We start from the raw sequence: 24,723 nt of genomic DNA on the forward strand, positions 1-24,723 counted from the left end.
AACTTATAATTCTTAATCCAAGATATCAAATATTAATTTTCACCTGCTATTTATAACAGCTTTTTTACTTAAAAAGTCCCAACATCCATTCGGTAGTCTTCACTAGCAGGAAGATCATAATAATTAACATGATCATCAGGATAAATGCCGTTAAAATCAGTGTATTCTTTCCACTTCCATGATGTTTCCCTTCTACATAATGTTCTTTCATTAATTTTAGATTACGGCTGTTGGCCTTGAAAAAGAAATCAAAGACCTGTCCTACCAGTGGAATTCCACCAAGGGCTGCATCAAGAAAAATATTAATGCTCATGAGCACCACCAGCTTATTGCCCGCACCTTTTCTGGCCATTGCCCACAAAAGGCCTGCTGAGATCAGGAAACCCGTCAAATCTCCGGCAACCGGAAAAAGATTCATCAGCGGATCGAGACCAAACCTGAAATTAGTGCCCGGAATCCGGAATTGCTCATCCAGGAGGTACACCAGGCGTTTGATCAGTATCATTCCGGGTTTTTCAAATGGTTCGGGTGCTTTAGGTTGAAGAGGCATTCCGGGACAACGGCATTTAAAGGAAATTGTTTTTGAGATGCGGTAAAAAGGAAGCTAAATTTGAGCATCACCCGGATAGTGATCAGCTCCAGAATCCCTGTAACTTGATTGTCCCCGTAAAATCGTTACGCTGTCTCAAATGTTTTCTCAGCTGTATAGCTGTGGGGATATGGCCGGCTATATAAACCGTTTCGTCGGCCAGATCCTGTTGTTCCAGCCATGAAACCAGACTGTAATCCCGGTTTTTCTCTCTGATCGGTTGCAAACGGGTGCTGAAATAAGATGCAAATTCATCAATATGGGATTGCTGCCCGAAGCTAATCGCGCCGCAGACTTCAGTATCAGCCGCCGCAAGCTGATTCAGGGCCAGGAAATGACCTGCACTGCTGCTGTCACCCAGGCACAGCGACCGCTTTCCGGCAACAGGTTTATGGAAGGTAGAACCTATTCCTACGTAGGACAAGACATCACCTCTTTTCAGAGAAGAAACCCAGGCACTGCCCGGCCCGCTTTGTGAAGAGTTGATACACAGGGTACAGGTACGTGTCTCCGTATCCCATAATGTAGGCGTATAATCGCGGTAAGTATATTCTGCTACTTTCACTTTGATGTGCTGCACGGTCTGCCATTTTTCCATGTCTACATGCGGAAGATGAAGATCTACTTCAAAAAAGGTTGCCGGGCTCCATGACCTTACATCCAGTACAAGCCCCTGTTTTAACAGCTGATTTTCAAAAATTGAAAGTGCTTTTTTCTTGATAATATTCATAAGTAATTGCTTTATACAAAGCAAGGACAAAACTCAGCGCCTTTCAATAGAGGATACGCGGTTAAAGTTGGACTATCCGCGGTATTGCTTACGGAACGCCATGGCGGAGCTGCCACAAATTTTGTGGAACAACCTGGAGAAATAGGTATGGTCTTCATAACCGAGGGCAAAGGCAATTTCTTTGATGCTGAGATCGCTATAATACAAAAGTCTCCTGGCCTCCAGCATAATTTCGTTGTGTATCCAGTAGCTGACGGGAAAGCCGGTTACAGATTTCACTGACTCGTTGAGATATGACAACGATAAACAAAGTGCGGATGCGTACCCGCTGGGATGCTTTAGCCTGCGGTAATTGGCCCTGAGTGTCTTCCTGAACTGCCTTGTGATGATCTCCGGCCGCTGATTGGGCCTGGCAGCTGCGCTTTCATTGGCCATGTAAATTTGAGCAATCAACCCGATAAAAGCAGAGGCCAGCGAATTAAGAACCGGAGCATGTAATTGCGACTGATCACCGTCTTTAAAAACATCCTTTAAAACAGCACCACATCTGCTGAGCTGTAAAAACTTATCTTCTGACGGCAGCAGCGGCTGCTGATCTAAAACAAGCTCTTCAAAAACAGCACGGTATTTTTCATCCACCAGGGAGGTTTCGATCCCTAAAAACCAACCGCTGATCATTTTAACCTTCGAGATATAGTGAACCTGTGCCGGCCGGATATAAAAGACCGCTTGGCCACTCAGCTCAAAGTGTTTGAAATCTACATGAAATGAGCTATAACCCGCTTCCTGCACCAGGAAGATATAATGATCATCGCGGTGTACACCCAGATCACTGTAATCAGATTCGTTGTCATTATCGATATAACGCACCTCCATCCCGGAAGATGTCCGTTCCTGGAGTTTATGGACAGGGATAACTGCCTGTTTATGATTCGATGCGCTCACCATTCAACATATGATCTTGTCTTCTTTAAAACAAAGATATTGAATATCTGCAATGGAAGATATTTTTATTATTGAGATGATATCCTACAATACCTGGAGAACTTGGTATAAAAAAAACCGTTTGCCGACATGTATTTTTACGACTATGATTACTACAGGTAAACATTTTACTATACTTTTCTTATTACACATCTCCTTTGCCGGTATTTGCGCCGCGGCAGACATATGGGTTTCTCCCCAGGGCAACAATGTAAATTCCGGCACGAAAGAAAAACCCCTGGCAGATATCAGTTTTGCCATCAGAAAAGCCCGTGAACTCAGGCGAACGTCTGATGCTTCCGCATCGAAAGGAATTTCTATCATCCTCAGAGGCGGGTTGTATATACTTCAGGAACCTATTGTTATCCTGCCTGAAGATGCAGGGACTGAATCAAGCCCCACCATCATCCGGGCTGCTACGGGAGAAAAACCTGTGGTCAGCGGCGGAAGGATCATTACCGGATGGAAGATCATGAACACACCTGTCAGCGGCTTACCTGCCGCAGCAAAGGGAAAAGTATGGGTGGCAGATGCACCCTTAACCTGAAGGTCTTCTGCCAGAACAGTGTTCCAGCCATTTTTGTACAGGGAAAGAAAGTGATTTCTGATGCGTCCTGGATGGTCACCTTTGAAGATAAGGAATGGATAGACCAGTCCGGCAAGGCCTCCGATCAGTCGGGCACTGCCTGGCTCAATGCCGCCTCCTGGAACTTTAATGATCCTGCATCTCCCCCATCTGCATTTAAACTTTTAGTAAAAGCCCAGTCTGCCGTCACAACAGAAAAAAAGGGACAATCCCTGCTGCTAGACTTTGGAAAGGAAACTTTCGGCTTTATTAAATTCCAGGGGTTAAAAGGAAAAGGTGTGCTGAGCCTGTATTATGGGGAATCAAAAGAAGAAGCACTGGCTACAGCGCAATGTGAAACGCTTGACAAACTGGACATCAGCCTCAGCGAAAAAAAGGATACCCTTACGCAACAGACCAAAGCATTCTGCTATGTTACCCGGCATGAGTGCAGACTACGTTTCAATGCTGTTTGAATATCTTCCGGTGGCCGACAGGGGCAGTTTTCACTGTTCGGATGAGGAAGTCAATAAGATCTATGAGGTATCAAAATATACTTTCCATTTAAACACCCGTGAATTCTTTATCGACGGGATCAAGTGCGACCGCTGGATCTGGTCTGGCGATGCCTATCAAAGCTACCTGATGAATTACTACCTGCTCTTCGGCTCGCCCTCGGTCACACGTACACTGCTGGCGCTAAGAGGGAAAGATCCTGTAACGAGTCACATCAATACCATCATGGACTACACTTTTTACTGGTTTATCGGTATTCACGATTATTATGAATATACGGGCGACAAAACTTTCATACAGCAGTTCTATCCGCGCATGAAAAGCCTGATGGATTATTGTCTGTCCAGAAGGAATTCACGCGGCATGATGGAAGGGATGGCGGGCGACTGGGTGTTTATCGATTGGGCAGACGGCCTCAGTAAACAGGGGGAGCTTAGCTTTGGGCAAATCCTCCTGGCCCGCAGCCTCGAAACCATGGCCATGAGCGCAAAAATCATCAATGATACCGCCGGTGCAGAAAAATATGCGGCACTGGCTGCTGATCAATCTTTGCAGGTTACTGGAATGATGATAAACAAGCGTTCGTTCATAGCATGATCAACGGCAAGCAGACAGACAACGTAACCAGGTATGCCAATATGTTTGGATATTCTTCAACTATTTCAGCGATACACAAAAGCAGGCCGTTAAACAGCACGTATTGCTGAATGACTAGGTACAGAAGATCACCACTCCCTACATGCGCTTTTACGAGCTCGAAGCACTTTGCGCCCTGGGGGAGTAGCCGTATGTGCTCAAAGAAATCAAAGATTACTGGGAAGGTATGCTAAAACTTGGTGCAACTTCTTTCTGGGAAGAATTTGACCCGGCCAAACAGGGTAACGCACACCTGGCAATGTATGGCAGGCCATTTGGAAAAAGCCTCTGCCATGCCTGGGGAGCCAGCCCGATCTACCTGCCCGGTAAATATTTCCTCGGTGTTAAACCCACTTCCGCAGGTTACGCCTCATGGCTGGCAGAACCTGCACTTGGCGGATTAAAATGGATGGAAGGTACAGTACCTACTCCAAACGGGGAAATAAAGATCTACTGCAGCACTACGGAGATCAGAATCAGGGGAAGTGAAGGAACAGGGATATTGAAGATAAAAAGCAGCAGCAGGCCGGTTTGTAAAGGTGCAGTGATCCGTTCGCTGACGGGTAACAGCTATGAAATTGAGATCATGAAAGCGAAAGAGTATCTGGTTAAATACAAATTATAACTAATATGACGGCTATTGCTTTTCTCAGAAATCTTTCCTAGCTTCAATTAAACTTAATTCAATTGCTTATGAAAAAGATAATCATGATGATGTTACTGGCTGTAATGGCTTTTACCACTACAGTTACATTTGCGCAAACAAAAAAAGACGGTACTAAAGACATGCGCTACAAGGCAAACAAGCAGGTCACGAAAAAAGACGGTACACCAGATATGCGTTATAAAGCAAACAAAACAGAAAGCAAGACCAGCACTAAAAAGACTGTAGCAAAGAAAACCGTAACACCTAAATAAGGATATTACGCAACGCTATCAACATATAAAATGTTCCGGTTTTGCACTGCCCCCAAAAAGTTAGACACTATTTGGGGGTTTTTTATGAGAAAGAACAGAATTCACACAGCTGAGTATAGGCTAAAAATTGTGAAGGAGAGTTAATGGAAAGAAGCTTTATCTCTCACCTGTTATAGAGTTGTTTAACGGTGAAATTATCAGCTACAATTTATCCGAATCGCCCAATTTCAAACAGGTTTCCGATATGCTCACGGATGCATTTAAGAAGTTTGAGGAAATACTAAGCTAACATTACATTCTGATCAAGGATGGCAATATAGAATGGCCAAATATAAAACGATGCTAAAGAAAAAGGGCATAACATAAAGCATGTCTGGAAGAGGGAACTGCTATGATAATGCTATAATCGAAAATTTCTTTGGCACCCTGAAATCGGAGTTGTTCTAGCTTAAAAAATATGCTACCACCGATGAACTAAAAAAAGATATAAAAGAATACATTAAATATTATAACAACGACAGAATCAGACTCAACTTAAACGGGATGAGCCCGATAAAATATCGAGCTCACCTGTCTAATTAATTTTTAACTTCGTCCAACTTTTAGGGGTCAGTCTATTTACCGGGGCATTTTATGTTTACACTAAAAATCCCGTAACAAATCCATTAGAATTGTCTTTCCTCAATAAATCTCAAAATATCTGAGTCGCGCGTGACAACATTTGCGAAACTATTTACGTTATTTGGACTAATATGAAACCGACATGATCAAAATAATTATTAAACACACATTGCAATAATTATTTTAATCATAAAAGGCGCCATCTAACAAACCGCCGTAGGCAGCTTAACGACAAAAAACAATAAACACAGCTGAAAGACATACCATAAAACAAACAGATGAAAACAATAAAATATCTGAGCACTTTTTTGCTCCTTTCTATTCTTACGTTAACCGCCGCCGCTCAGGATGCTGTAGTCATCTCAGATGGTGATTTCATCAGGGGAACGATTCAGGGTACTGACTTTTTAACCGTTGGCATTAAAAAAGATAATGGAGAAGTTCAGCAGTTCAATGCAAAAGATATTAAAGAATTTCTCTGGAACGGGGAAACATTTGTCAGCAAACCCTTTGTAAACCATAAAAAAACTGAATACCGTTTCTTTAAAATGTTAGAATCCGGTTCTGTTAACCTGTATTCGATGGGAGGAAACACCGGCCCGGAGAAAAAACGCCGCCGTATGCGTTTCATGCCCTCAATTGGCCTGGGCATTGGTACCGGAGGTTTCGGCGGATTTGGATTTGGCGGTGGTGTAAGTATTGATGGCCGTTCCAGCCGTGATGACGAAGAACAAAGACCTCAGCGTCAGGGATTATACTACATAGAGAAACCGGGAACAGGTGATATGCTGGAAATCACACCGGATCAGAATAACCCGGATGCCAACTACCGTTACATCAGGAATACATTACTGGACAAATTTTCTGATGACCAGGACCTGACAGCGAGAGTAAAAGAGATGAACAGCTTTGATGTAAAATCTATCCAGTCCCTGGTAAAAGCATACAATTCAGTTCATCAGAACAACAGCAATCAGCCGAATAATAACTAAGAAATCTGCAGCGTATATAATTCCTGCATCAGCCCTTTCAGGTTTGCATATAATTTCCTGTAAACAGCAAAATATTGCTGATAGATGACGTGATTTGCCTGATCCGGCTCAACCGTTGTGCTTTCACCTCTATCAGGCAAAGGATAAGTAGACGAAATACCTGTGGCCTTCACCGCAAGATATGCAGCTCCTACTGCAGATGCATCTTCTGCTGTGGCGAGCACCAGTCTTTTGCCAGTGATATCAGCCATGATCTGCAGCCATGCTGCCGAAGACACAAATCCACCGCTCACATTCAGCTGAGAGATCTGCTGACCTGATTCTTCCAATGACTTCAACACATCATTTAAGGCAAAACAAATCCCCTCAATCACTGCTCTGGTAAAATGCCGCGGCTGGTGTATCAGCCGCATGCCAAAAAAGGTACCGCAGCTTTTGGAATCCCATATGGGTGCACGCTCTCCCTGCAAATACGGAAGAAAAATCAAACCTTCGGCACCGGGATTTAACTGCTCCATCTGGCTCAATGCGTCAGCATAGTCTGCCGCAGCCAGCTGCTCTTTTTGAAACAGGTTCTTCAAATGCCATTTTAAAGCAATGCCCCCGTTATTTACAGGACCCCCATTAATAAATGTTTCTTCATCCAGACGGTAGCTGAACGTCATTGCTGATTCGTTTGGTGCCGCCTGGCTTCCTGACACACGCAAGGCTCCGCTGGTGCCAATTGTCAATGCCGCAATCCCCGGACTGATTGCGCCGGTACCCAAATTCGCCAGACAGCCGTCACTGGCTCCCATCACAAAGGGGGTTCTTGCTTTCAGGACATCAAAGGATGTTGAGGGTTCAAAATCATTCCTCAGATAAGTAGTGGAAACGAGAGCTGAAAGCTGCGCTACCGTAATGCCGGCAGTACTCAGGGCGAGCTTACTCCAGACCAGTTTTTCCACATCCATCAGCCCGCTGCAGGATGCAATGGAATGATCTGCCTCAAAAGTATGGAACAAACGGTACCAGATATATTCCTTAATAGAAATGAACTTATATACACCTTTGAAAAATTCGGGCTGGTTCTCCCTGATCCAGATGATCTTGCAAAGGGGCGACATGGAATGTACAGGCGTACCTGTCTCCCTGTACAGCTTCAGCCCTAAGGGCGAAGCCAGCAATTCATCGGCAATCGCCGCACTTCTGCTGTCTGCCCAGGTCATCATCGGTGCAAGCGCATTGCACTGTTCATCAACAGCAATTACACTATGCATCGCACTGCTCAGACTGATCGCCAACGGAGGATAACCTAACTTCGAGACCAGCTCTGTCACGCTGTTTTGAAAGGCCTGCCAGATCAGTTCGGGATCCTGCTCGCTATGTTGAGGCTCAGAAGTATCAGTCGGATAAAAGAACTGGCTGCTGTCAAATGCAATATGATCCTGCCCAACTGCAACTGCCTTAGTACTGCCGGTACCGATGTCTATCCCCAGAATATATTTCATGATCATTAATTATACCTGCAATTTATGACTTTACCGCATTGCGGCAAAATATGATTTACTATTGGAATTCCTCTACATAGTCCAGGTCCTTATGGAAGGTTTCTTTCATCCTGCTCAGCGCGAGAAAGGCAATTCCAAAGCTGATCACCGCTATCGTGACACCCGAGAGGATAATAGACCCACTATAAAAGCTCTTGAACGTCTGGAAAAGAAAAGCTATCGGAACAATAGCGCCACGCACAAAATTGGGAACAGTAGTGGTGACGGTGGCTCTGATATTGGTTCCAAACTGTTCGGCGGCGATGGTCATAAAGATCACCCAGTATCCCGTAGCAAATCCGATACCGCCGCACAACCAGTAAAAATGCTGGAGTGTAAGACCATGTAATGTCAGGTAGGAGATGATGCCGATCACTGAGAGCGATAAAAATATATACACTACTTTGATCCGGCTTTTCAGATATTGGCTCAGCAGCCCGCTTACAATATCACCAACAACAATCCCTGCGTAACAGGCCGCGATAGCAGCCCCACCGTTTACCTCGCCCTGAACACCAAGCACTTTGCTGAATTCGGGAGAAAGGGTGATGAAAATACCTACTATCATCCAAAAAGGCAATCCGATAAAAATACACCTCATATACTTGAAAAACTGCTTCTTACTACCAAAAAGGGCGAAAAAATTACCCCTGTTACTGGCATCTTTGGACTGGCTGAACATCCCTGATTCTGCAACCCCGATCCGCAGCAATAACAGTACAAAGCCCAAACATCCGCCTACAAAATATGAAGTGCGCCATTCAAAAAGGTGAGCTACGAAATAGGCAACTGTAGCCCCGCTCACGCCAACAGAGGCAATGATGGTAGTGGCATACCCCCGCTTTTCCTTCGGCATCAGTTCTGCCACCAGTGTAATTCCCGCACCCAACTCCCCGGCAAGCCCTAAACCAGCAATAAAACGACATATCCCGTAGGCCTGTACAGAATGTACAAACCCATTTACAAAATTAGCTGCTGAATAAATAAATATGGAGCCGGAAAGTACAGAAAGACGTCCTTTTTTATCTCCCAGCATACCCCAGAATATTCCTCCCAGTAAAAGTCCTATCATCTGGATGTTCAGTAACGAGATTCCTGTATCGGTAAGTGCAGTACCTGTAAGGCCTAAAGACTTAAGGCTCGGCACACGTACAATACTGAAAAGCAGCAAGTCGTAAATATCTACGAAATAGCCTAAGGAAGCCACAAGTATTGCTGCGCCTAGCGCGGTTTTGGAGTATTTTGCTGATTGCATCTATTATTGAAAATTACCTAATTAAACGACTAATGTAATAAAAAAGTTATTTCCTGAATTAACTTTTTTTAACACTTTAAGAAGGAAACTTAAAATACATTTGTTGATCACAGATTTTTAAAAACAAAAGATATATATAGCGAGAGATCTACTAGAATAAAATACTATAGAAGCTATGAAGACCTGCGACAATTTAATTTGGGAACATCAGCAGCATTGCCAGATCTCGCTGGTGCTGGCGGCCGAAGAACTGTTTAATTCATTGGACGACCGGCTTGCACCTAAGGTATTCCTGATCGCCGCACTGTTAAAGCCAGAAGTACAGCGTCCGTTTGTGGTACTGGAATGCCCTGAATGTGAATATGAGCGAGTGGATTTCCGTACACTTAAAGCTTTATGCATCCAGCACAGCCTGAAGGCAGGCTACAATGATGATGAGGACAGACGGCTTTTAAATGCAGTCTATACCGCAGAGATCCAGCGGATCCTTAGGGCACATGCCAACAGCAGCTACAGTGAAAACTTTATCTCCTCCCCGGTTTATATTGATGGTTACCTGATTTATGTGGTAGCAGAATTGAATAAGAAAATCCTCAACACGTATTACTACCTCAGCAGGGACCACTCCTTCTCCGGGCAGAAGATCAGCAGGTCTTTCATAGAAAGCATTATCAAGGTCTATCTTGACGCAAGTGCGAATGCTCTTAAGGCCACATCGCCTTCAGACTTTAATGTATTATCTAAAACGCGCGACGAGCTGGTCAGTAAAGCAGGCCATGATTTTATGACCACCATTTCCATGGCCGGTCAGCATCCTAACAGTCTCCATATATTGTACGATGCCTGTAACACCATTTCCTCCCTGAAATATGAAGGCGCTGAAGGTTTCGGCAAAATGGTTATTGCCCCTAAAAACCATCCTAATGTGAAAATGACTATGGAGCTGGAAAAGCCGATACACATCAAGGATTTCAGGAAAGTACGGAAATTCCTTGAACTGGCCGACCATAAGCAGCTGATCCTGTCGGATTCTGTACTGATCTACGGCCTCTGCCAGCTGAAAGGGAAATACAATTACCACGAGGAATCGCTGTTCATCGTCCATTTCACCAAACACTTTCACTGGGAAGTTACACACCATGAAAATGTCATGATCTCAGTAGCTTTCAGAATGCCCGACCTGTACAATGAAAAGATCAACAGGGAAAATTTTTTTTCCAGTTTAAGAAGATTATTCAGCGGCATTGATAAGACCAGGTTAAATACGCTCTGGGACATTACCCTTGAAGCGACAAAACAAAAACATGGCACTATACTCGCCATATCATCCAAAGCAGATGAAGAAGCTGTGCGTCTCAGCAGCCAGTGTTTTAAGATCAAACCGATCCGCATCAACACAGACATTATTCACCAGATCACCTCTATTGACGGGGCAGTCCTTGTCGACACCGATTGTACCTGCCACGCGATCGGAGTAATCCTGGATGGCATCGCTACGGCAAATGGCGACTCATCCAGGGGCGCAAGATACAATTCAGCCCTGCGCTATTATGAGCACATGGAACACAAGGCACAGACAGTATTGGTCGTGATTTCCGAAGACGGCCTCATTGACCTGATCCCTAACCTGAAACCCCAGGTAAAACATTCTGCCATCAGCAAACACATCAACGCCCTGGTTAAACTGAGCGAGACGGATAAATTTTTAAGGAAAAGCTTTAACCGCCTGATGGATTTTTTCCAGGAAAACGACTTCTACCTGTCACAGAAAGAATGTACAACGGTAAACAAGCTGCGCAGGATAATCGAAATGAAGCATAAGAACAGCAGCGACGGCGTAAGGATGATCTGGGATAACCTGATTCCCAACAGGGAGATGAATGATGCCTACTATCTCAAAGAATAATGATGAATTGCAGACAAAATGTTTATTTTGCACTAATGTCTACTTCCACTTCTGGTGCCTTTGCCCCACTCCCGTTAACCGCTGAAGAAGATGCGGCCTATATTACTGAACATTACACCAAACTGGAACACCAGGTTCCTATGCGTGACGGGGTAAGGCTGTTTACAGTGATTTATGTTCCAAAAGATCAGAGCGGTACCTATCCGGTCATGTACCATCGTACCCCTTATAGCGCCGGCCCATATGGTGAAAAGGAATACAAACAAAGCCTTGGACCTTCTATGCTCTTTGCAGAAGAAGGTTATATCTTCGTTTACCAGGATGTAAGAGGACGTTACCTGTCAGAAGGTCACTTCGTAGCGACCAGACCATATATTCCCGATAAAAAAGAAACCGAGACAGACGAAAGCTCTGACAGTTATGACACGATCGACTGGTTGCTGAAGAACATTCCCTGCAACAACGGAAAAGTGGGAACCTGGGGCATTTCTGCTCCCGGATTTTATACCACCATGACGGCTATTGATGCACATCCTGCGTTAAAAGCAGCCTCGCCGCAGGCTCCTGTTACCGACTGGTTTATGGGAGATGACCGCCACCACAACGGGGCGTTTTTCCTGATGGGCACCTTCTCTTTTTTGTCCTACTACGGAGCCCCGAGACCCGTACCTACGGCAGAACGGGCAGCTTCATTTTCGGATTACGGAACTCCGGACGCCTACGATTTCTACAAAAACCTGGGGCCTGTAAAAAACGTAAACGAAAAATATTTTAAAGGCGCGAACCCGATCTGGAATGAGATGATGGACAATGATAACTACAATGCCTTCTGGCAGTCGCGCACTCCTGTTCCACACCTGAAAAATATCAAACCTGCGGTAATGACCGTAGGCGGGTGGTTTGACCAGGAAGATCTGTACGGGCCTTTAAAAACTTTTGCAGGTATAGAAAAAAACAAGCTCTCAGCAGCAAATTACCTTGTAATGGGTCCCTGGACACATGGCAGCTGGACCAGGGGCGATAACAGTACCCTTGGCAATATCCGTTTCCATACTGAAACCGGTCCGTTTTACCGCCAGCAGATAGAACTTGCCTTTTTTAACCACTACCTGAAGGGGAAGCAGGCACCTGACCTGGCAAAAGCCAATATATTTGAAACCGGTTCCAACAAATGGAAAAAATATTCGTCATGGCCGCCCGCAGCAGCACAGGAAAAAAACCTGTATCTGCATGCCAATGGGACACTTTCTTTTGATGCCCCCACCGCATCTGATGAAGGTGGCGACAATGAAGATGGAACTACCTTCAATGAATTTATCAGCGACCCGCGTCAACCGGTTCCCTATACAAAAGAGATCAGGATAGACCGCGGTACCGACTTTATGTACGAAGACCAGCGTTTCGCTGCTTCAAGGCCTGATGTCCTGGTCTACCAGACGCCCATACTTGAAAATGATATTGTAATTTCAGGAAACCTGATAGCAGACCTCTTTGTATCCACCACTGGAACAGACGCAGATTTCATCGTCAAACTGATCGATGTTTATCCCGGTAATGCTCCGGACGACAGCCCGATAGCTGGTACACGAATGGGAGGTTTCCAGCTATTGGTACGTGGAGAGGTAATGCGTTCAAAATTCAGGAAAAGCTTTTCGGAACCGGAGCCTATGGTGCCCTCCAGCGTTACGGAAGTTAAATTTGATATGCAGGATGTGGCTCACTGCTTTAAAAAGGGCCACCGTGTGATGGTGCAGTTGCAAAGCTCATGGTTTCCACTGGTAGACCGCAACCCGCAAAAATTCGTTAATATTTATAAGGCAACGGAGGCCGACTTCCAAAAGGCAACCAACCGTGTATATACCCGAAAAGATCAGGCATCACATATTAAAGTGAATATATTGCAAAGCGAAAAGCAGAGATGCTGATCAGGGAACTGAAGGCACGCAGAAGTTTAAAAAACTTCAACCTCCCAGATCCTTTTCCAGTCTTCACCGGGTGGAAGGGATACAATCCCTTCTTTGTCGCTCAGTTGCTGATTGTGATGAACACCATCAGCAATACCACACCATGGTTCTAAACAAACGAAGTCTGCATCTTTAGCGGCCCAGATACCGAAAAAAGGAAAATCATTGAAACGGAAATGTAATCCATATTCGTTTTTGGTATTCCTTAACGTGATCGCACGGCTCTCCATGTGTTTGAATACCAGTGCATCGTCATAAAAAAGAGGGTGTTTCAGAAAAAGTTTTGCTTTGTCCAGATGCAGTGTATCGGTCTGATCACTGATCAGGTTATCTGAGATTTTAAAATAGGTGAGCGATTCATCAACGGCAAATTCAAGATAACAGTCTTCATATGAAGCATCAGCTGTCAGTGGCGCGGCAAAGGCAGGATGACCGCCTATGGAAAACAAAAGCTCTTTTTCAGCAGGGTTTGTCACCTCGTATGTACATGACACGGATGAGCCTGAGATGATGTAACGCAAGTCCAGTTTAAACTCGAAGGGATACACTTTAAGCGTATCTTCTGTACTGGAGAGGGTAAATAACAATTCGGAATCACTGATCTGTTCTACCTCAAAATCATGGTCACGTGCAAATCCGTGACGGGAAAGATGATATTCCTTCCCGTCAACAATATATGTTTCATCTTTCAGTGCCCCGATAACAGGAAAAAGAACTGGACTAAACTTAGCCCAGTAGGTAGCATCACCGCTCCATAAATAATCAAGCCCATTGATTTTACTGGTGATACTTCTGAGTTCAGCACCTTTTGCTGCAAAAGTCACCCTGATATTTTCGTTTTCCAGTAAGATCATGCGATAAAAATTAATTTTTAAGCCACTTTATCAGCCAGCAGTCTGTCAATCCTTTTTACCACATAATCCAGATCAAAAGGCTTGCTGATATAATCATCTGCAAATGCAGTGACACTTTTCTCTTTACTTCCCGGGTTGGCAGACATCACGATCACAGGAATATGTTTGGTGAACATGTCTGTTTTCAGATCTTCACAGATCTCAATACCATTACCATCAGGCAACATCACATCGATGATGAACAGATCGGGCAATGAATCGTTCAATTTGCTTTTCAACTCTGTAAAAGTAGAAGATAACTGTAACTCATAACCTTCATCCTTTAACAAAAATTCTATAATATATCTTATATCCTGATCGTCCTCGAGAACATGTATTCTTTTCTTCATAATTTACTTCGTGAATATTAAAATCTCAAACCTTATGCAAACATTGTTCCGGTTTTTCAAATTATGTTACATTTTACCTTTATATATGTGACATTTATGGCTAAGTATCTTTCCGTAAGACTTCTAAGGGAGAGCGGCGAAGTACACTTGTACTGCTCAGCATTCCTGTAAATACTACAATCAGCGTCACCGAAACAAAAATCAGCAGTACTGGTATCACTGGCATCAGAAAGACCGCCTCAAAACTATACACAGCCAGTGCCCAGCTCCCGGCAACAGCAATGATCATTCCAGCAGCAGCGGAGAACAACCCGAGGAATAAATATTCTATTGCAGTAATGGACAGTATCTGCCGCCCTTTTGCACCTATCGTTCTCAATAGAACGACTTCCCTCAAACGCTGATTTTTACTGCTTCTCACTGCAGAAACCAATACAATCCAACCGGTGACCATACTGAAAGAAGCCATGAAACGGATCACAAAACTGATCTGCCCTAAAAGCTCATCAAGTACCTGCAGCACCAGCCCGAGGTCAATCACAGAGATATTGGGATAGTTCTGCACTACCTGCGCCTGGAAACTTGCAGAGGTTCGGTTATCGGGTACCCTGGTCATGATCACATGGAACTGCGGTGCCTCCTCTAACACACCCAGCGGGAATACGATCCTGAAGTTGGTCTGTATCCTGCCCCAGTTGACCTTTCTCAGGCTGCCGACAACCGTAGGAATAATCATTCCCTGAACATTAAACAGCATCTTATCCCCTACTTTTACGTTAATCCGCTCCGCATATCCCTCTTCGAGTGATACATAGATAATGTCCGAAGGTGAATTGACCTTTCCTGTCCACTTTCCGCTGGTGATCGTTTCTGCAGCCGTTAGTTTATCCTGGAAAGTAGCACGCAGTTCACTTTTGAAAGCCCTGCTGGATGATTCCCTCCGTTCATTTTCGTCAATTTTAGGCCTGCCTTTAAGACTATCGGCCTGTGCCAGTTCAGCAGCATTCTTACCGTTGATCTCCTCCAAACGCATCGTAATGACGGCTACGTGATTCATCAGTGGCAGGTGATATTGCTTTGTCAGTGAGGAAACTGCTTTGTCCTGGCTGCTCTGGATATCAAAAAGTACCATGTTCGGTTGCGACTTTCCTGTAGAAAGCGTCACCTTGCTGATGAGTATTCCCTGTACAAAATACAGCGTGGCGATCAGTGCAGTAGACAGTCCGATAGCGACAATCAGCATCAGTGTTTGATTATTCGGACGGTACAAATTTGAAAAACCCTGGCGCCATGTGTAACCCAGGCCTGCCGGAAGGGTCTTTCTGACCATCCACAACAACAACAGGGACAGCCCGTAGAATATAGCAATAGCCCCCAGGATGCTGCCACTGAAGATCAGCGCCTGCATCCAGCTGTTCATCTGCAGGTAACTGAAACCCGTGATGAACAAAAATATAACTAGGTACACCAACCATTTCAGGGGTTCCCGTTCCGCCTGTGCAGGCTCAAAAGACAACCTGATGGCATTGAGCGGCGAAACTAGCCTCAGGGCCAACAGCGAGGGCAGGGCGAACAACACGGAGATCACCAGGCCTGTCACTACCCCCTGTAATATGGCCAGCCAGGATACCTGCACTGTAAATTCCACCGGCAGAAAATCTTTGAGCACCAGCGGCAGTAAAAACTGGATACCGCTACCCAGTACCGCGCCGGCTATTGCACCCGCAAGGCCGATAAAGGTAATCTGAATGAGGTAGATAAAAAATGCCTCCCAGGCTTTTACACCTAAACAGCGAAGGGTTGATATTGCGGCGATCTTCTCATTAACGTAGACATGTATAGCACTGCCTACCCCAACACAGCCCAACAGCAGTGCTACAAAACCTGCAAGTGCAAGAAAACGGCTCAGGTCCTGGAAGGAACGCCCGGTATTCCGTTTTTTTGACTCCACAGTTTCATGGTCCAGTCCTTCTTTGTCCAGCGCAGGCCGAATCTTTTTGATTAAAGGAGATATGGCCGATGGCTGGTTGAACTGGTAAAAATAGGAATAATGGATACGACTGCCGAATTGTACGAGTCCGGTTGCGGGCAGATATTTTAGCGGGATGTATACAATGGGCGATATGGTGGCGGAAAAACCCGTCTGTCCCGGAGCATTATTTAAATACCCTGCTATTGCAAAGTTCAGTGCGCCTACGCGGATAGAATCGCCGGGTTTAGCTTTAAACTGCAGCATCACCGTACGGTCTACCAATGCATTTCTGCCATTCCTGAATGCTTTACCGGCATTCACAGGCGTAGTTTCCAGCGCTCCGTAAAACGGATAATTGCCTTCCAGCGCCTTTACCTGAACCAGCCGGCTTCCCTGCCCCTTGAGGAAGTAAAGCATAGAAGCAAAATCCAATTGTCTGGCGCGTGCGTCACCCAACGTGTCCAGCATAGCCATTACAGGTTTGCTGATAGGCTTTCTGCTGTCAATGGTCAGATCAGAACCTGTGAGGGTTTTTGCCTGCTCGTCAATATCACGCTGCAGGTTATCCCTGAAAGAGTAGACGGCTACCAGTGCCGCAATCCCTAATATGATTGACGATGTAAAAAGGAATAAACGGGACCGGTTTTTACGGCTGTCCCTCCAGGCCATCTTGAACAACCATGATACCGGAGCTGAGTTTTGGAAGGACTGGTTATTTTGCTCAGGCATATATTTTCCGTTCATCACCTATAATCACACCACCTTTTAACCGGATGATCCTGTCTGTGCGCCCGGCAAGTTCCAGATCATGCGTAACGATGATCAGCGTAGTTCCGGCTTCTTTATTTAAATCGAATAACAGCTTGATTACTTTCTCGCTGGTTTCACCATCAAGGTTTCCTGTAGGTTCATCGGCAAATAAAATGGCAGGCGTATTTGAAAAGGCCCTTGCCAGTGAGATCCGTTGCTGCTCACCACCGGAAAGCTGTACCGGATAGTGGTCGGCACGGGCGGACAAACCTACTTTATCAAGCAGTTCCAGTGCCCTTGGGCGGATGTTCTTCTCTCCTCTCAGCTCCAGGGGAACCATAATATTCTCCAATGCCGTAAGCGTAGGCAGCAACTGGAAATTTTGAAAGATGAAGCCTACGTAGCGGTTTCTTACTGCAGCCCGCTGGTCTTCAGACAGCTGGTCAAGTGAAATACCGTTCAATTCCACCGAGCCGTCACTGGTGCGGTCCAAACCGGCACAAAGGCCTAATAATGTAGTTTTTCCACTGCCGGAGGGACCGGTGATGGCAACGGTTGAGCCTTTCTGGATGGAAAAGTTAATCCGGTCAAGTATAGTGAGTGATGAGCCGGCACTTTGATAATGTTTGCTGACTTCTTTGATATTTAAAATGGTTTCCAAGATACGGGAGGTTATATTGATGTTTGACCTGAATAAGAACCGTTTGTTACGTTAAATATAATGCTAAAACCATTGAATTGTTTGGAGGGCACAATTAAGTTACTTTATAATTATAAAACCGGGAGGCCTTAACGCCTGATTGCCTGTTGATATATCCTGAGTTTTATCGCTGTAATCCCCGGATTTGATGTTGCCCGTACAGATTAAATTATCTGTCAAGCGCTGTATTGCTGAAACTATATCCGTATTTTGCTGTTTTAAGTATATCAAAGACAATTCACCGAATGAGATCAATCAAATTACTGTTCTATTATATCGCCTTCACGCTTTTTGCTGCCGTAATTTCCGGTTGCAGCAATAATGAAAAAGCCGCATCAGACAAAAAAACAGCAGATACCACTGCCACGACAGCAAACACAGCCGCAAAAAAGAGCACTGCAAAGAATATTCTCTTCTTCGGAACAAGCCTTACTGCAGGCCTGGGCGTAGATCCTGACCAGGCTTTTCCTGCACTGATCCAGCATAGGGTGGATTCACTTCATTTACCTTACAAGATCATTAATGCAGGGCTGAGCGGGGAAACTTCTGCTGATGGCAAAAGCCGTATTGACTGGCTGTTGCGCCAGGCGGTGGATGTTTTCGTTTTGGAACTCGGAGCCAACGACGGGCTGAGGGGTATCCCTGTGAAGGAAACGGAAGTGAACCTGCAGGCGATCATCGACAAAGTGAAAAAGAAATATCCAGACGCCAAACTTGTGCTTGCAGGTATGCAGATGCCGCCAAGCATGGGAGAAAAGTACACCGTTCCATTCAGGGAACTGTTTCCTGCACTGGCAAAAAAGAACCAGATGGCCTTCATACCCTTTTTATTGAAAGGTGTGGGTGGCGTGCCGAAACTGATCCAGGAGGACGGGCTGCACCCTACGCAGCAGGGACATAAAATATTAGCACAAAATGTATGGGAGGTGCTGCAGCCGCAACTTTAGCACCTCTGGAACTATTGATTTGTATATGGAATATATTGCTGCCATTTCCAGGGCGTATATTTATCTGCAATACTGAGCTCCAGTAATTCTTTAAACATACTTTCCCCGTTATCGCTGTTGGTCATGATCAGTATGGCAGTTCTCTGTTTTGGGAAAAGGATCATGTAGTGCTGAAAACCATCACCATGGCCTTCCTTAAATGCTCCCCAGCCAAAGGGTGATTTCAGTAAGCCAAATCCAAGACCATAACTCAGCTGGATGCCGTCATAGGCGTCGGTATCACGCAGGGACCTAGGTCCCATCTGCACCACAGAATGCAGACGGATCTGGGGGCTGAACATTTTATCCATGCTTTGTTTGCTGATAATTTTGTGTTGCAGCATACCGGCTATGAATATCGAAAGATCGTCCAGCGTAGTTTCCATGGTACTGGGTGACCTGGCCTCATTGTCCTTATCCTTTTCATAAAGTTCGCCTTTGGTATTGTGCCCCCAGGCATAATCCTTTTCATAGGAAGGGAGAAAAGTATAGGCTGTGGATTTCATCTGCAGAGGGCCAAAAACTATTTCATCTGCCAGTTGCTCCAGGGACTTACCGGTCATCTTCTCCAAAACTACCTGAAGGTAGACCATTCCTTCACCTGAATAGCTATATCTCTTACCGGGTGTGTGTACCACCCTTAGTTTCTGATCTGGCAGGTCCCATCTCCAGTTGGGAAAACCAGAAGTATGGTCAAGGCACATTCTGGCAGTGATCTTTTTATACAGCGTATCCTGCTTCAGGCTGCTATAGTCATCATGCCACCTTTTCAAATGCATATAATCATAGATGGGTTCCGGCAGGTATTCCTGCAATGGCTTGTCCAGATCAAGCTTTCCCTGTTCAACCAGTTTCATGACAAGAACTGCAAAAACAGATTTACTTAACGAAGCCCCGTAAATATTTGTAGTTGGTCTCAGCAGTGTTTTTTTTGTGGCATTACTATATCCGAATGTCTTTTTATAAACGATGTGGTCCTGGTTAAAGATGGCGATGGCCAGTCCGGGTACCTTTGCTTTCCGCATGAGCTCCGGGAGATAGTGATTTAATGAATCTGCACTGATCTTAGTTCCGTCAATCCGTGTAATACGTTGGGCCGATGATTTAACGGAAACATTTAAAAGCGATAGTAATGTTACAGCAAAAATGAAATTCCCTTTCATATCAAATGTTTTGGTAAGTTGAAGATAAGACTCTTCCCTAATTATTTAGTTACAGGAGATGTTAAACTTTGTTAATAGAACAGGACTAAATTTATTGCTACCTTTAAAAACTTGACAAGAACTACAACAGTTAATACGGATTAAAAATGACCAGACTACTATTTTCTATTTTATTCTTTACTTGCTTCGGTTCTTTTGCCCAGCAACGTGCAGCGACCGAAAAAGCTGTTGCCCTGCTGGCCGATAACTATAACACCGGTTTGTATGACGCAATTTATGACCAGTTCAGCCCACAGGCACAAGCGATAGTTACCCATGAAGATATCGTTCAGTTCTACAAGGTCAATATCCTTCAGCATCTGGGCAGGATCACCTCCTGGAAATACGTTGATGAAGTAAAAACCAATGCCAATTACCTCGTGAATTTTGAACGCGGAAAAATGGCTTTACAAATTGCTGTAGCAAATGATCTTCACATTACCTATAGTGAGTGGTTCCCCGTAAAAAAGGAAAAAGATATCCCTCATCCAAAAAATCCGGCATCAATAAAAACAACCAACCCAAGGCAGACCAAACTTCAATTGTACCTGGATACCCTTGCTTTAAAGTATCTTAAAGACCCAAATAACAGCGGCCTGAGCTTTGGCATTATCAACGGTAATACGACAGAAACGTACTACTACGGCGAAACGAAGAAAGAGACGAACACTTTGCCCGACGACAAATCCCTGTACGAGATCGCGTCAATCACCAAAACCTTTACTGCAATATTGCTTGCACATGCGGTCAATGAAAAGAAGATTGCGCTGAATGATGATATCAGGAAATATCTCCCGGGAGAATATCCCCATCTGCAGTTCGGCGTCGAGCCGATCAGGATCGTGAACCTGGCCAACCATACTTCAGGACTGCCTATCCTGCCGGTTGATTTCATTAAGGTTCCCGGATATGATGAGTCAAACCCCTATCTGCGTTACTCCAAAGATATGATCTACCAGTATTTAAAGGACTTCAGACCCGATACCACTGCCGGGTCAAGATCACAGTACTCCAACCTGGGTTTTGCTGTGCTTGGAACCATAATTGAAAATGTGTATCAAAAGCCGCTGGAAGAACTGCTTAAACAAACCATTACCGGGCCTTTAAAAATGGGCAGTACTAATTTTGATGTACCGGAAAGCGAGAAAAACCTGCTTGCAACTGGTTATTCAGAGGAAGATGGGAAAGCTATCCCCTACTGGCAATTTGGGGCGTATAAGGCTGCCGGAGGACTGAAGTCAAATATGCAGGACATGCTCATTTACCTGAAAACAAACATGAACAATCTCAATCCTGATTTTTCCCTGAGCCATAAAGAAACTGACCGTCAGACTGATTTTGGAAGGGGGCTGGCATGGACGTTAGAACCCTTTAAAGGAAATATCAATATATGGCACAATGGCGGATCCGGAGGATTCAGAACCTGGTGCGGATATTTAAAGGATAAGAAAATTGGTATAGTGATATTAAGCAACTCGAGCGCTGATGTCGATGACACCGCGCTCGGGTTACTGTCTTTTTTGATCAAGAACCAGGCAGTTAAAGCAGTCAAATAACTGATCAGGTTGCTGGTCGACAGGCATTCTTTACCAGCCTTTCTATTTTGCTAAGAGGCCTTCAAAAGTTACTGCTGCATAAACCAGTGCTCCGATTGTTGGTCCGCCGGCATATTGAATGAATGTTTTGTTAAAGATATTTGTTCCGCCGATCTTAATCGTTGCATTTGAAGCCGGCATCCTGTAAGAAACCTGCGCATCGAAGGTATTGATAGCGTTTACTGTTCCTGTTACCAGCGGGCTCTCCCATAAGAAAGAGTTCTGCCATTTATAAACAACGCTGAAGCCCAGGTTTTTTACTATCTCCCTGTTTCCGATGGTCAGGTTGGTTGCAAAATCCGGGGTATTGAACCCTGTTACAAAAATATCATCTTCAGTATTCGATTTGATCCTATTGTAACTCACATTTCCTGCAACAGTATACTTCTGATAAAAATTGTAGGTAACGCCCAGGGCGGAACCATAGTTGGTGTATTTGTTTTTGGCATTTGTATACACCCTGTATCGGTCTTGTCCGGCATCCCTGTTTGCATCCAGCATATTCAGCACCGCTGCATCAGAGCCCACGGTTGCGCCTTTGGGCACATCTACCTGCACCTGGCCCAAAAAGCCTGTATATGTATTTGTGTAGGCATCAACATCGATGGAAAGTGTATTTTCCAGTAAAACAGTTTTGTAACCTACTTCAAATGAATTGATCTTTTCCGGAGTTGCCTTTGGCAGATCTGCTTTTACCAGCAGGTCGCGGTTAGCCAGGGCAGCTGCATTTCTATCAGCACCTGCTGCCACAGCAGCATTAACTGCAGAATTGAATACAACTCCCGAAGCGCGGGTATAACTGTTATCCAGGTAACCGAGGCCTTCGTTGATAAAAGAAAGACTGCCTACTCTTTTCACACGGCCATTGTTCACGTAAGACAAGGCTTCGAACAGACCCGGAAAACGATATCCCTGCTGATAGGTGACCCTAAAATTATTGTGACTGTCAGGAGAGAACACCGCAGCAATCCTTGGCGTAAGTTTAGGATCGAAATAAGGATTGTAATCTACACGTGAAGAAGCAAAAAGTTTCAGCTTCTCATCAAAGAATGTTTTGGTGATCTGTGCAAAACCACCGAATTTTTTATAATAGATATTCTTGCCGTAGGTTCCGTCCGGCAGTTCCTTATTGCGGTCTGCAATAGGACGGCTAAAGTCTACAAAGCTATTTCCATCAGGAATGATCTGGTAGATACGTGTATCACCCCCAACAAGCAGGTCAAAATATTTCACTGCCTTGGAAAGGTCCCATTGTCCTTCAAAATTGTAAGTGCTGCTTTTTTGAACCAAAGCGGCTCCACCTGTAACAGGGGCATCAGGAATGGTAGCAGACTTGATATCCCAGTTATTGATTCCGATGATCGTATTTTTCAGTGTTTCAAATGCCTGTGTTCCGGGTTCTACCCTTCCTGCATCGGCCTGTTGTCTTGCATAAGCCGTAGCGGCAGCAAGGTTGGCGCTAGTAAGTGTACCTCCATTTGTAGAAGCATATGAATTCAGTGCAGTTTTATATTTTGCACCCCATACCGTTCCGCTCCCTCCGCTTGCCAGGTCCAGATTATCAGCCAGGGGCTTTACATTATAGGAGTCGCCTGAATTTTCGAGCGACATATTTGCGCGGATCAGGAAGTTACTTCCTTTGAGTTCCAGTTTATGATTTTGGATCACCACGTTGTCCAGCTGGATCTTATTTCCTCGCTGAAACACCCCATCCATTTTTCCGACCCTATAGGTGTAAGAGAGCTCAGCAAATTTTCCAAAGCGGTAATTCAATCCTACATCAAATTTCAGGTTGTCTACATTGGGCTTTACCAGATCCTTTTCCCAGTAACCTGTTCTGGCAACGTTCAGCGTTTGATTTGCTTTTCCATCGATGCTCAATCCTGAAACAGAAACAGTATTACTTCCGGCAAGGACGTCATCACCGTATTTATTCCAGCCATCAAAGGCCACATTGTTTGCGCCATTCAGAGAAGGAAACGAAGGATTGGCAGTTTTTAAGTTGTTGGGGTTCTGATCCGTTCTCGTATCAGACAGCCAGTCTGTTCCCTTCAGGTAACTCAGGTTTACTTTAAAAGCGAAACGGTCATTAAAAGCTTTGGCATAACGTATAGCCGTTTCCGTCAGGTTGCTTGCATCGCGCCCCGTGCCGCCAAGGTGGTTAAGTCCTCCTTTTTGATAAAAACTCAGTCCCTGATATAAAAAAGGGCTTTTTGTAATCAGATTGGACATCCCGTTGATCGCATTCATTCCATAAAGTGCTGAGGCAGCGCCTGGCGTAATTTCCACACTGGCAATATCCAGTTCGGTTGGCCCTATTGCATTTCCAAGAGGCACACCTAAGGTTGCGGCTTGCATATCAATACCATCTACCAGCTGAACGAACCTGTAATTGCTGGGAATATTAAATCCCCTGGTATTGGGAATCTTAAAAGTAAGACTCGCAGTAGTCATCTGAACTCCTTTTACATTTTCCAATGCATCATAAAAGCTGGGAGCAGGAGATTCACGAAGGGCCCGTATATCCAGTTTCTCAATTGCAACCGGAGATTTCAGAATGCTCTCAGGCACGCGGGATGCTGTGATCACTACTTCATTGCCGATGATCGTTTGGGTAACCAGTTCTATATTTAATTGCAGACCGGTTTCCTTCACATCAAATTCCTGTGTTTTAAATCCAATACTTGTAAATACAAGTTTAAAAGGGAATTTTAGTTTGGAGCGCAGTTTAAACTTACCGGCCTGATCAGTCGTGGTACCGGCAATGGTTCCTTTAATGGTAACACTTACACCGGCTAACGGTGTTTTTGTTTCCTGATCATTAACGATCCCGGTAACCTCAATCAGCTGGTTTTCCTGGGCATGCAGGGACTGTAAGCTCAACAGCAGGGTAAAAAATATAAGCGCAGCGACACGTATTGGGTAAAGTGATTTCATTAAAATGGATTATGGGTGGATTTTGATGATTGAAAGCGGATATATTTAGAAATACGAAGCGCAACAACAGCATATATCAGCAACGGAATATTGCTGGCGGTTGAAAAATGATATACCTGTTGAGCACGTGTTT

At 44.7% G+C, this 24,723-nt stretch carries 21 protein-coding genes and 2 pseudogenes; 12 read left to right on the top strand and 11 right to left on the bottom strand.

The genetic code is table 11. From position 1 onward, the window contains the following. Nucleotides 1-64 precede the first annotated feature (64 nt). From BLW16_RS06790 to BLW16_RS06800, 3 genes are all read right to left on the bottom strand, one after another. Complete coding sequence (locus tag BLW16_RS06790) at nucleotides 65-550, bottom strand: DUF4112 domain-containing protein (RefSeq protein ID WP_090555817.1); 486 nt, start codon at nucleotides 548-550, stop codon at nucleotides 65-67. Nucleotides 551-632: 82 nt separating this feature from the next. Further along, nucleotides 633-1,319 carry a ferredoxin reductase domain-containing protein gene (locus BLW16_RS06795; protein WP_090555818.1) on the bottom strand — a complete coding sequence of 229 codons (687 nt, stop codon included), beginning with the start codon at nucleotides 1,317-1,319 and terminating at the stop codon, nucleotides 633-635. Nucleotides 1,320-1,391: 72 nt separating this feature from the next. Further along, nucleotides 1,392-2,267 carry an AraC family transcriptional regulator gene (locus BLW16_RS06800; protein WP_090555819.1) on the bottom strand — a complete coding sequence of 292 codons (876 nt, stop codon included), beginning with the start codon at nucleotides 2,265-2,267 and terminating at the stop codon, nucleotides 1,392-1,394. A gap of 142 nt (nucleotides 2,268-2,409) precedes the next feature. Here BLW16_RS06800 and BLW16_RS22955 point away from each other — a divergent pair, with 142 nt between their 5' ends. The 8 genes and pseudogenes from BLW16_RS22955 (at nucleotide 2,410) to BLW16_RS06825 (ending at nucleotide 6,551) form a co-directional block, all read left to right on the top strand. Beyond that, complete coding sequence (locus BLW16_RS22955) at nucleotides 2,410-2,850, top strand: hypothetical protein (protein ID WP_139298270.1); 441 nt, start codon at nucleotides 2,410-2,412, stop codon at nucleotides 2,848-2,850. Further along, nucleotides 2,766-3,344 (top strand): hypothetical protein, encoded by a 579-nt coding sequence (locus BLW16_RS23630; RefSeq protein ID WP_245735158.1) that lies wholly within the window; start codon nucleotides 2,766-2,768, stop codon nucleotides 3,342-3,344. Before BLW16_RS22955 ends, BLW16_RS23630 begins: the two co-directional genes overlap by 85 nt. Further along, nucleotides 3,313-3,981: an alpha-L-rhamnosidase-related protein gene (locus BLW16_RS23635; RefSeq protein ID WP_245735159.1), complete on the top strand. Its 669-nt coding sequence runs from the start codon at nucleotides 3,313-3,315 to the stop codon at nucleotides 3,979-3,981. Before BLW16_RS23630 ends, BLW16_RS23635 begins: the two co-directional genes overlap by 32 nt. A gap of 226 nt (nucleotides 3,982-4,207) precedes the next feature. After that, nucleotides 4,208-4,645 (top strand): alpha-L-rhamnosidase C-terminal domain-containing protein, encoded by a 438-nt coding sequence (locus BLW16_RS23640; protein ID WP_245735160.1) that lies wholly within the window; start codon nucleotides 4,208-4,210, stop codon nucleotides 4,643-4,645. A gap of 68 nt (nucleotides 4,646-4,713) precedes the next feature. After that, entirely contained in the window at nucleotides 4,714-4,938 is a 225-nt protein-coding gene (locus BLW16_RS06815) for a hypothetical protein (RefSeq protein ID WP_090555821.1), read from the top strand. A gap of 139 nt (nucleotides 4,939-5,077) precedes the next feature. Beyond that, nucleotides 5,078-5,382 (top strand): annotated as a pseudogene (locus BLW16_RS24145) (transposase); the annotation flags it as partial. A gap of 21 nt (nucleotides 5,383-5,403) precedes the next feature. Then, nucleotides 5,404-5,520, top strand: a pseudogene (locus tag BLW16_RS23990) (IS3 family transposase); the annotation flags it as partial. Nucleotides 5,521-5,837: 317 nt separating this feature from the next. Further along, nucleotides 5,838-6,551, top strand: a complete 714-nt coding sequence (locus BLW16_RS06825) for a hypothetical protein (protein ID WP_090555822.1) — start codon at nucleotides 5,838-5,840, stop codon at nucleotides 6,549-6,551. On the opposite strand, the gene BLW16_RS06830 is transcribed toward BLW16_RS06825, so the two are convergent. Both BLW16_RS06830 and BLW16_RS06835 read right to left on the bottom strand, forming a co-directional pair. After that, complete coding sequence (locus BLW16_RS06830; RefSeq protein WP_090556132.1) at nucleotides 6,548-8,041, bottom strand: gluconokinase; 1,494 nt, start codon at nucleotides 8,039-8,041, stop codon at nucleotides 6,548-6,550. The two genes, BLW16_RS06825 and BLW16_RS06830, sit on opposite strands and share 4 nt — an antisense overlap. Before the next feature lie 58 nt (nucleotides 8,042-8,099). After that, nucleotides 8,100-9,335, bottom strand: coding sequence for an MFS transporter (locus BLW16_RS06835; RefSeq protein ID WP_090555823.1), 1,236 nt, complete (start codon nucleotides 9,333-9,335; stop codon nucleotides 8,100-8,102). A 175-nt stretch (nucleotides 9,336-9,510) separates the two neighbouring features. Between BLW16_RS06835 and BLW16_RS06840 the strand changes: the two genes are divergently transcribed. Then, entirely contained in the window at nucleotides 9,511-11,241 is a 1,731-nt protein-coding gene (locus BLW16_RS06840) for a diadenylate cyclase (RefSeq protein ID WP_217631526.1), read from the top strand. A gap of 35 nt (nucleotides 11,242-11,276) precedes the next feature. Then, a complete protein-coding gene (locus tag BLW16_RS06845; RefSeq protein WP_245735161.1) occupies nucleotides 11,277-13,166 on the top strand; it encodes a CocE/NonD family hydrolase in 1,890 nt (629 codons plus the stop codon). A 26-nt stretch (nucleotides 13,167-13,192) separates the two neighbouring features. Here BLW16_RS06845 and BLW16_RS06850 read toward each other — a convergent pair whose 3' ends face one another. From BLW16_RS06850 to BLW16_RS06865, 4 genes are all read right to left on the bottom strand, one after another. Continuing rightward, nucleotides 13,193-14,059: an aldose 1-epimerase family protein gene (locus BLW16_RS06850; protein ID WP_090555824.1), complete on the bottom strand. Its 867-nt coding sequence runs from the start codon at nucleotides 14,057-14,059 to the stop codon at nucleotides 13,193-13,195. A gap of 17 nt (nucleotides 14,060-14,076) precedes the next feature. Beyond that, complete coding sequence (locus BLW16_RS06855; RefSeq protein WP_090555825.1) at nucleotides 14,077-14,448, bottom strand: response regulator transcription factor; 372 nt, start codon at nucleotides 14,446-14,448, stop codon at nucleotides 14,077-14,079. A 100-nt stretch (nucleotides 14,449-14,548) separates the two neighbouring features. Next, nucleotides 14,549-17,149, bottom strand: a complete 2,601-nt coding sequence (locus tag BLW16_RS06860) for an ABC transporter permease (RefSeq protein WP_217631527.1) — start codon at nucleotides 17,147-17,149, stop codon at nucleotides 14,549-14,551. After that, nucleotides 17,142-17,831, bottom strand: a complete 690-nt coding sequence (locus tag BLW16_RS06865) for an ABC transporter ATP-binding protein (RefSeq protein ID WP_090555826.1) — start codon at nucleotides 17,829-17,831, stop codon at nucleotides 17,142-17,144. The genes BLW16_RS06860 and BLW16_RS06865 overlap by 8 nt, the downstream gene beginning before the upstream one ends. Before the next feature lie 284 nt (nucleotides 17,832-18,115). On the opposite strand from BLW16_RS06865, the gene BLW16_RS06870 reads away from it, so the two are divergent. Beyond that, a complete protein-coding gene (locus BLW16_RS06870) occupies nucleotides 18,116-18,817 on the top strand; it encodes an arylesterase (protein ID WP_090555827.1) in 702 nt (233 codons plus the stop codon). Nucleotides 18,818-18,828: 11 nt separating this feature from the next. On the opposite strand, the gene BLW16_RS06875 is transcribed toward BLW16_RS06870, so the two are convergent. Continuing rightward, nucleotides 18,829-20,019 carry a serine hydrolase domain-containing protein gene (locus BLW16_RS06875; protein ID WP_090555828.1) on the bottom strand — a complete coding sequence of 397 codons (1,191 nt, stop codon included), beginning with the start codon at nucleotides 20,017-20,019 and terminating at the stop codon, nucleotides 18,829-18,831. A 146-nt stretch (nucleotides 20,020-20,165) separates the two neighbouring features. Between BLW16_RS06875 and BLW16_RS06880 the strand changes: the two genes are divergently transcribed. Beyond that, nucleotides 20,166-21,614: a serine hydrolase gene (locus BLW16_RS06880; protein ID WP_090555829.1), complete on the top strand. Its 1,449-nt coding sequence runs from the start codon at nucleotides 20,166-20,168 to the stop codon at nucleotides 21,612-21,614. A 42-nt stretch (nucleotides 21,615-21,656) separates the two neighbouring features. On the opposite strand, the gene BLW16_RS06885 is transcribed toward BLW16_RS06880, so the two are convergent. After that, entirely contained in the window at nucleotides 21,657-24,590 is a 2,934-nt protein-coding gene (locus BLW16_RS06885; RefSeq protein WP_090555830.1) for a TonB-dependent receptor domain-containing protein, read from the bottom strand. Nucleotides 24,591-24,723 lie beyond the last annotated feature (133 nt).

Source organism: Pedobacter hartonius (assembly GCF_900107535.1).
Lineage (GTDB): Bacteria > Bacteroidota > Bacteroidia > Sphingobacteriales > Sphingobacteriaceae > Pedobacter > Pedobacter hartonius.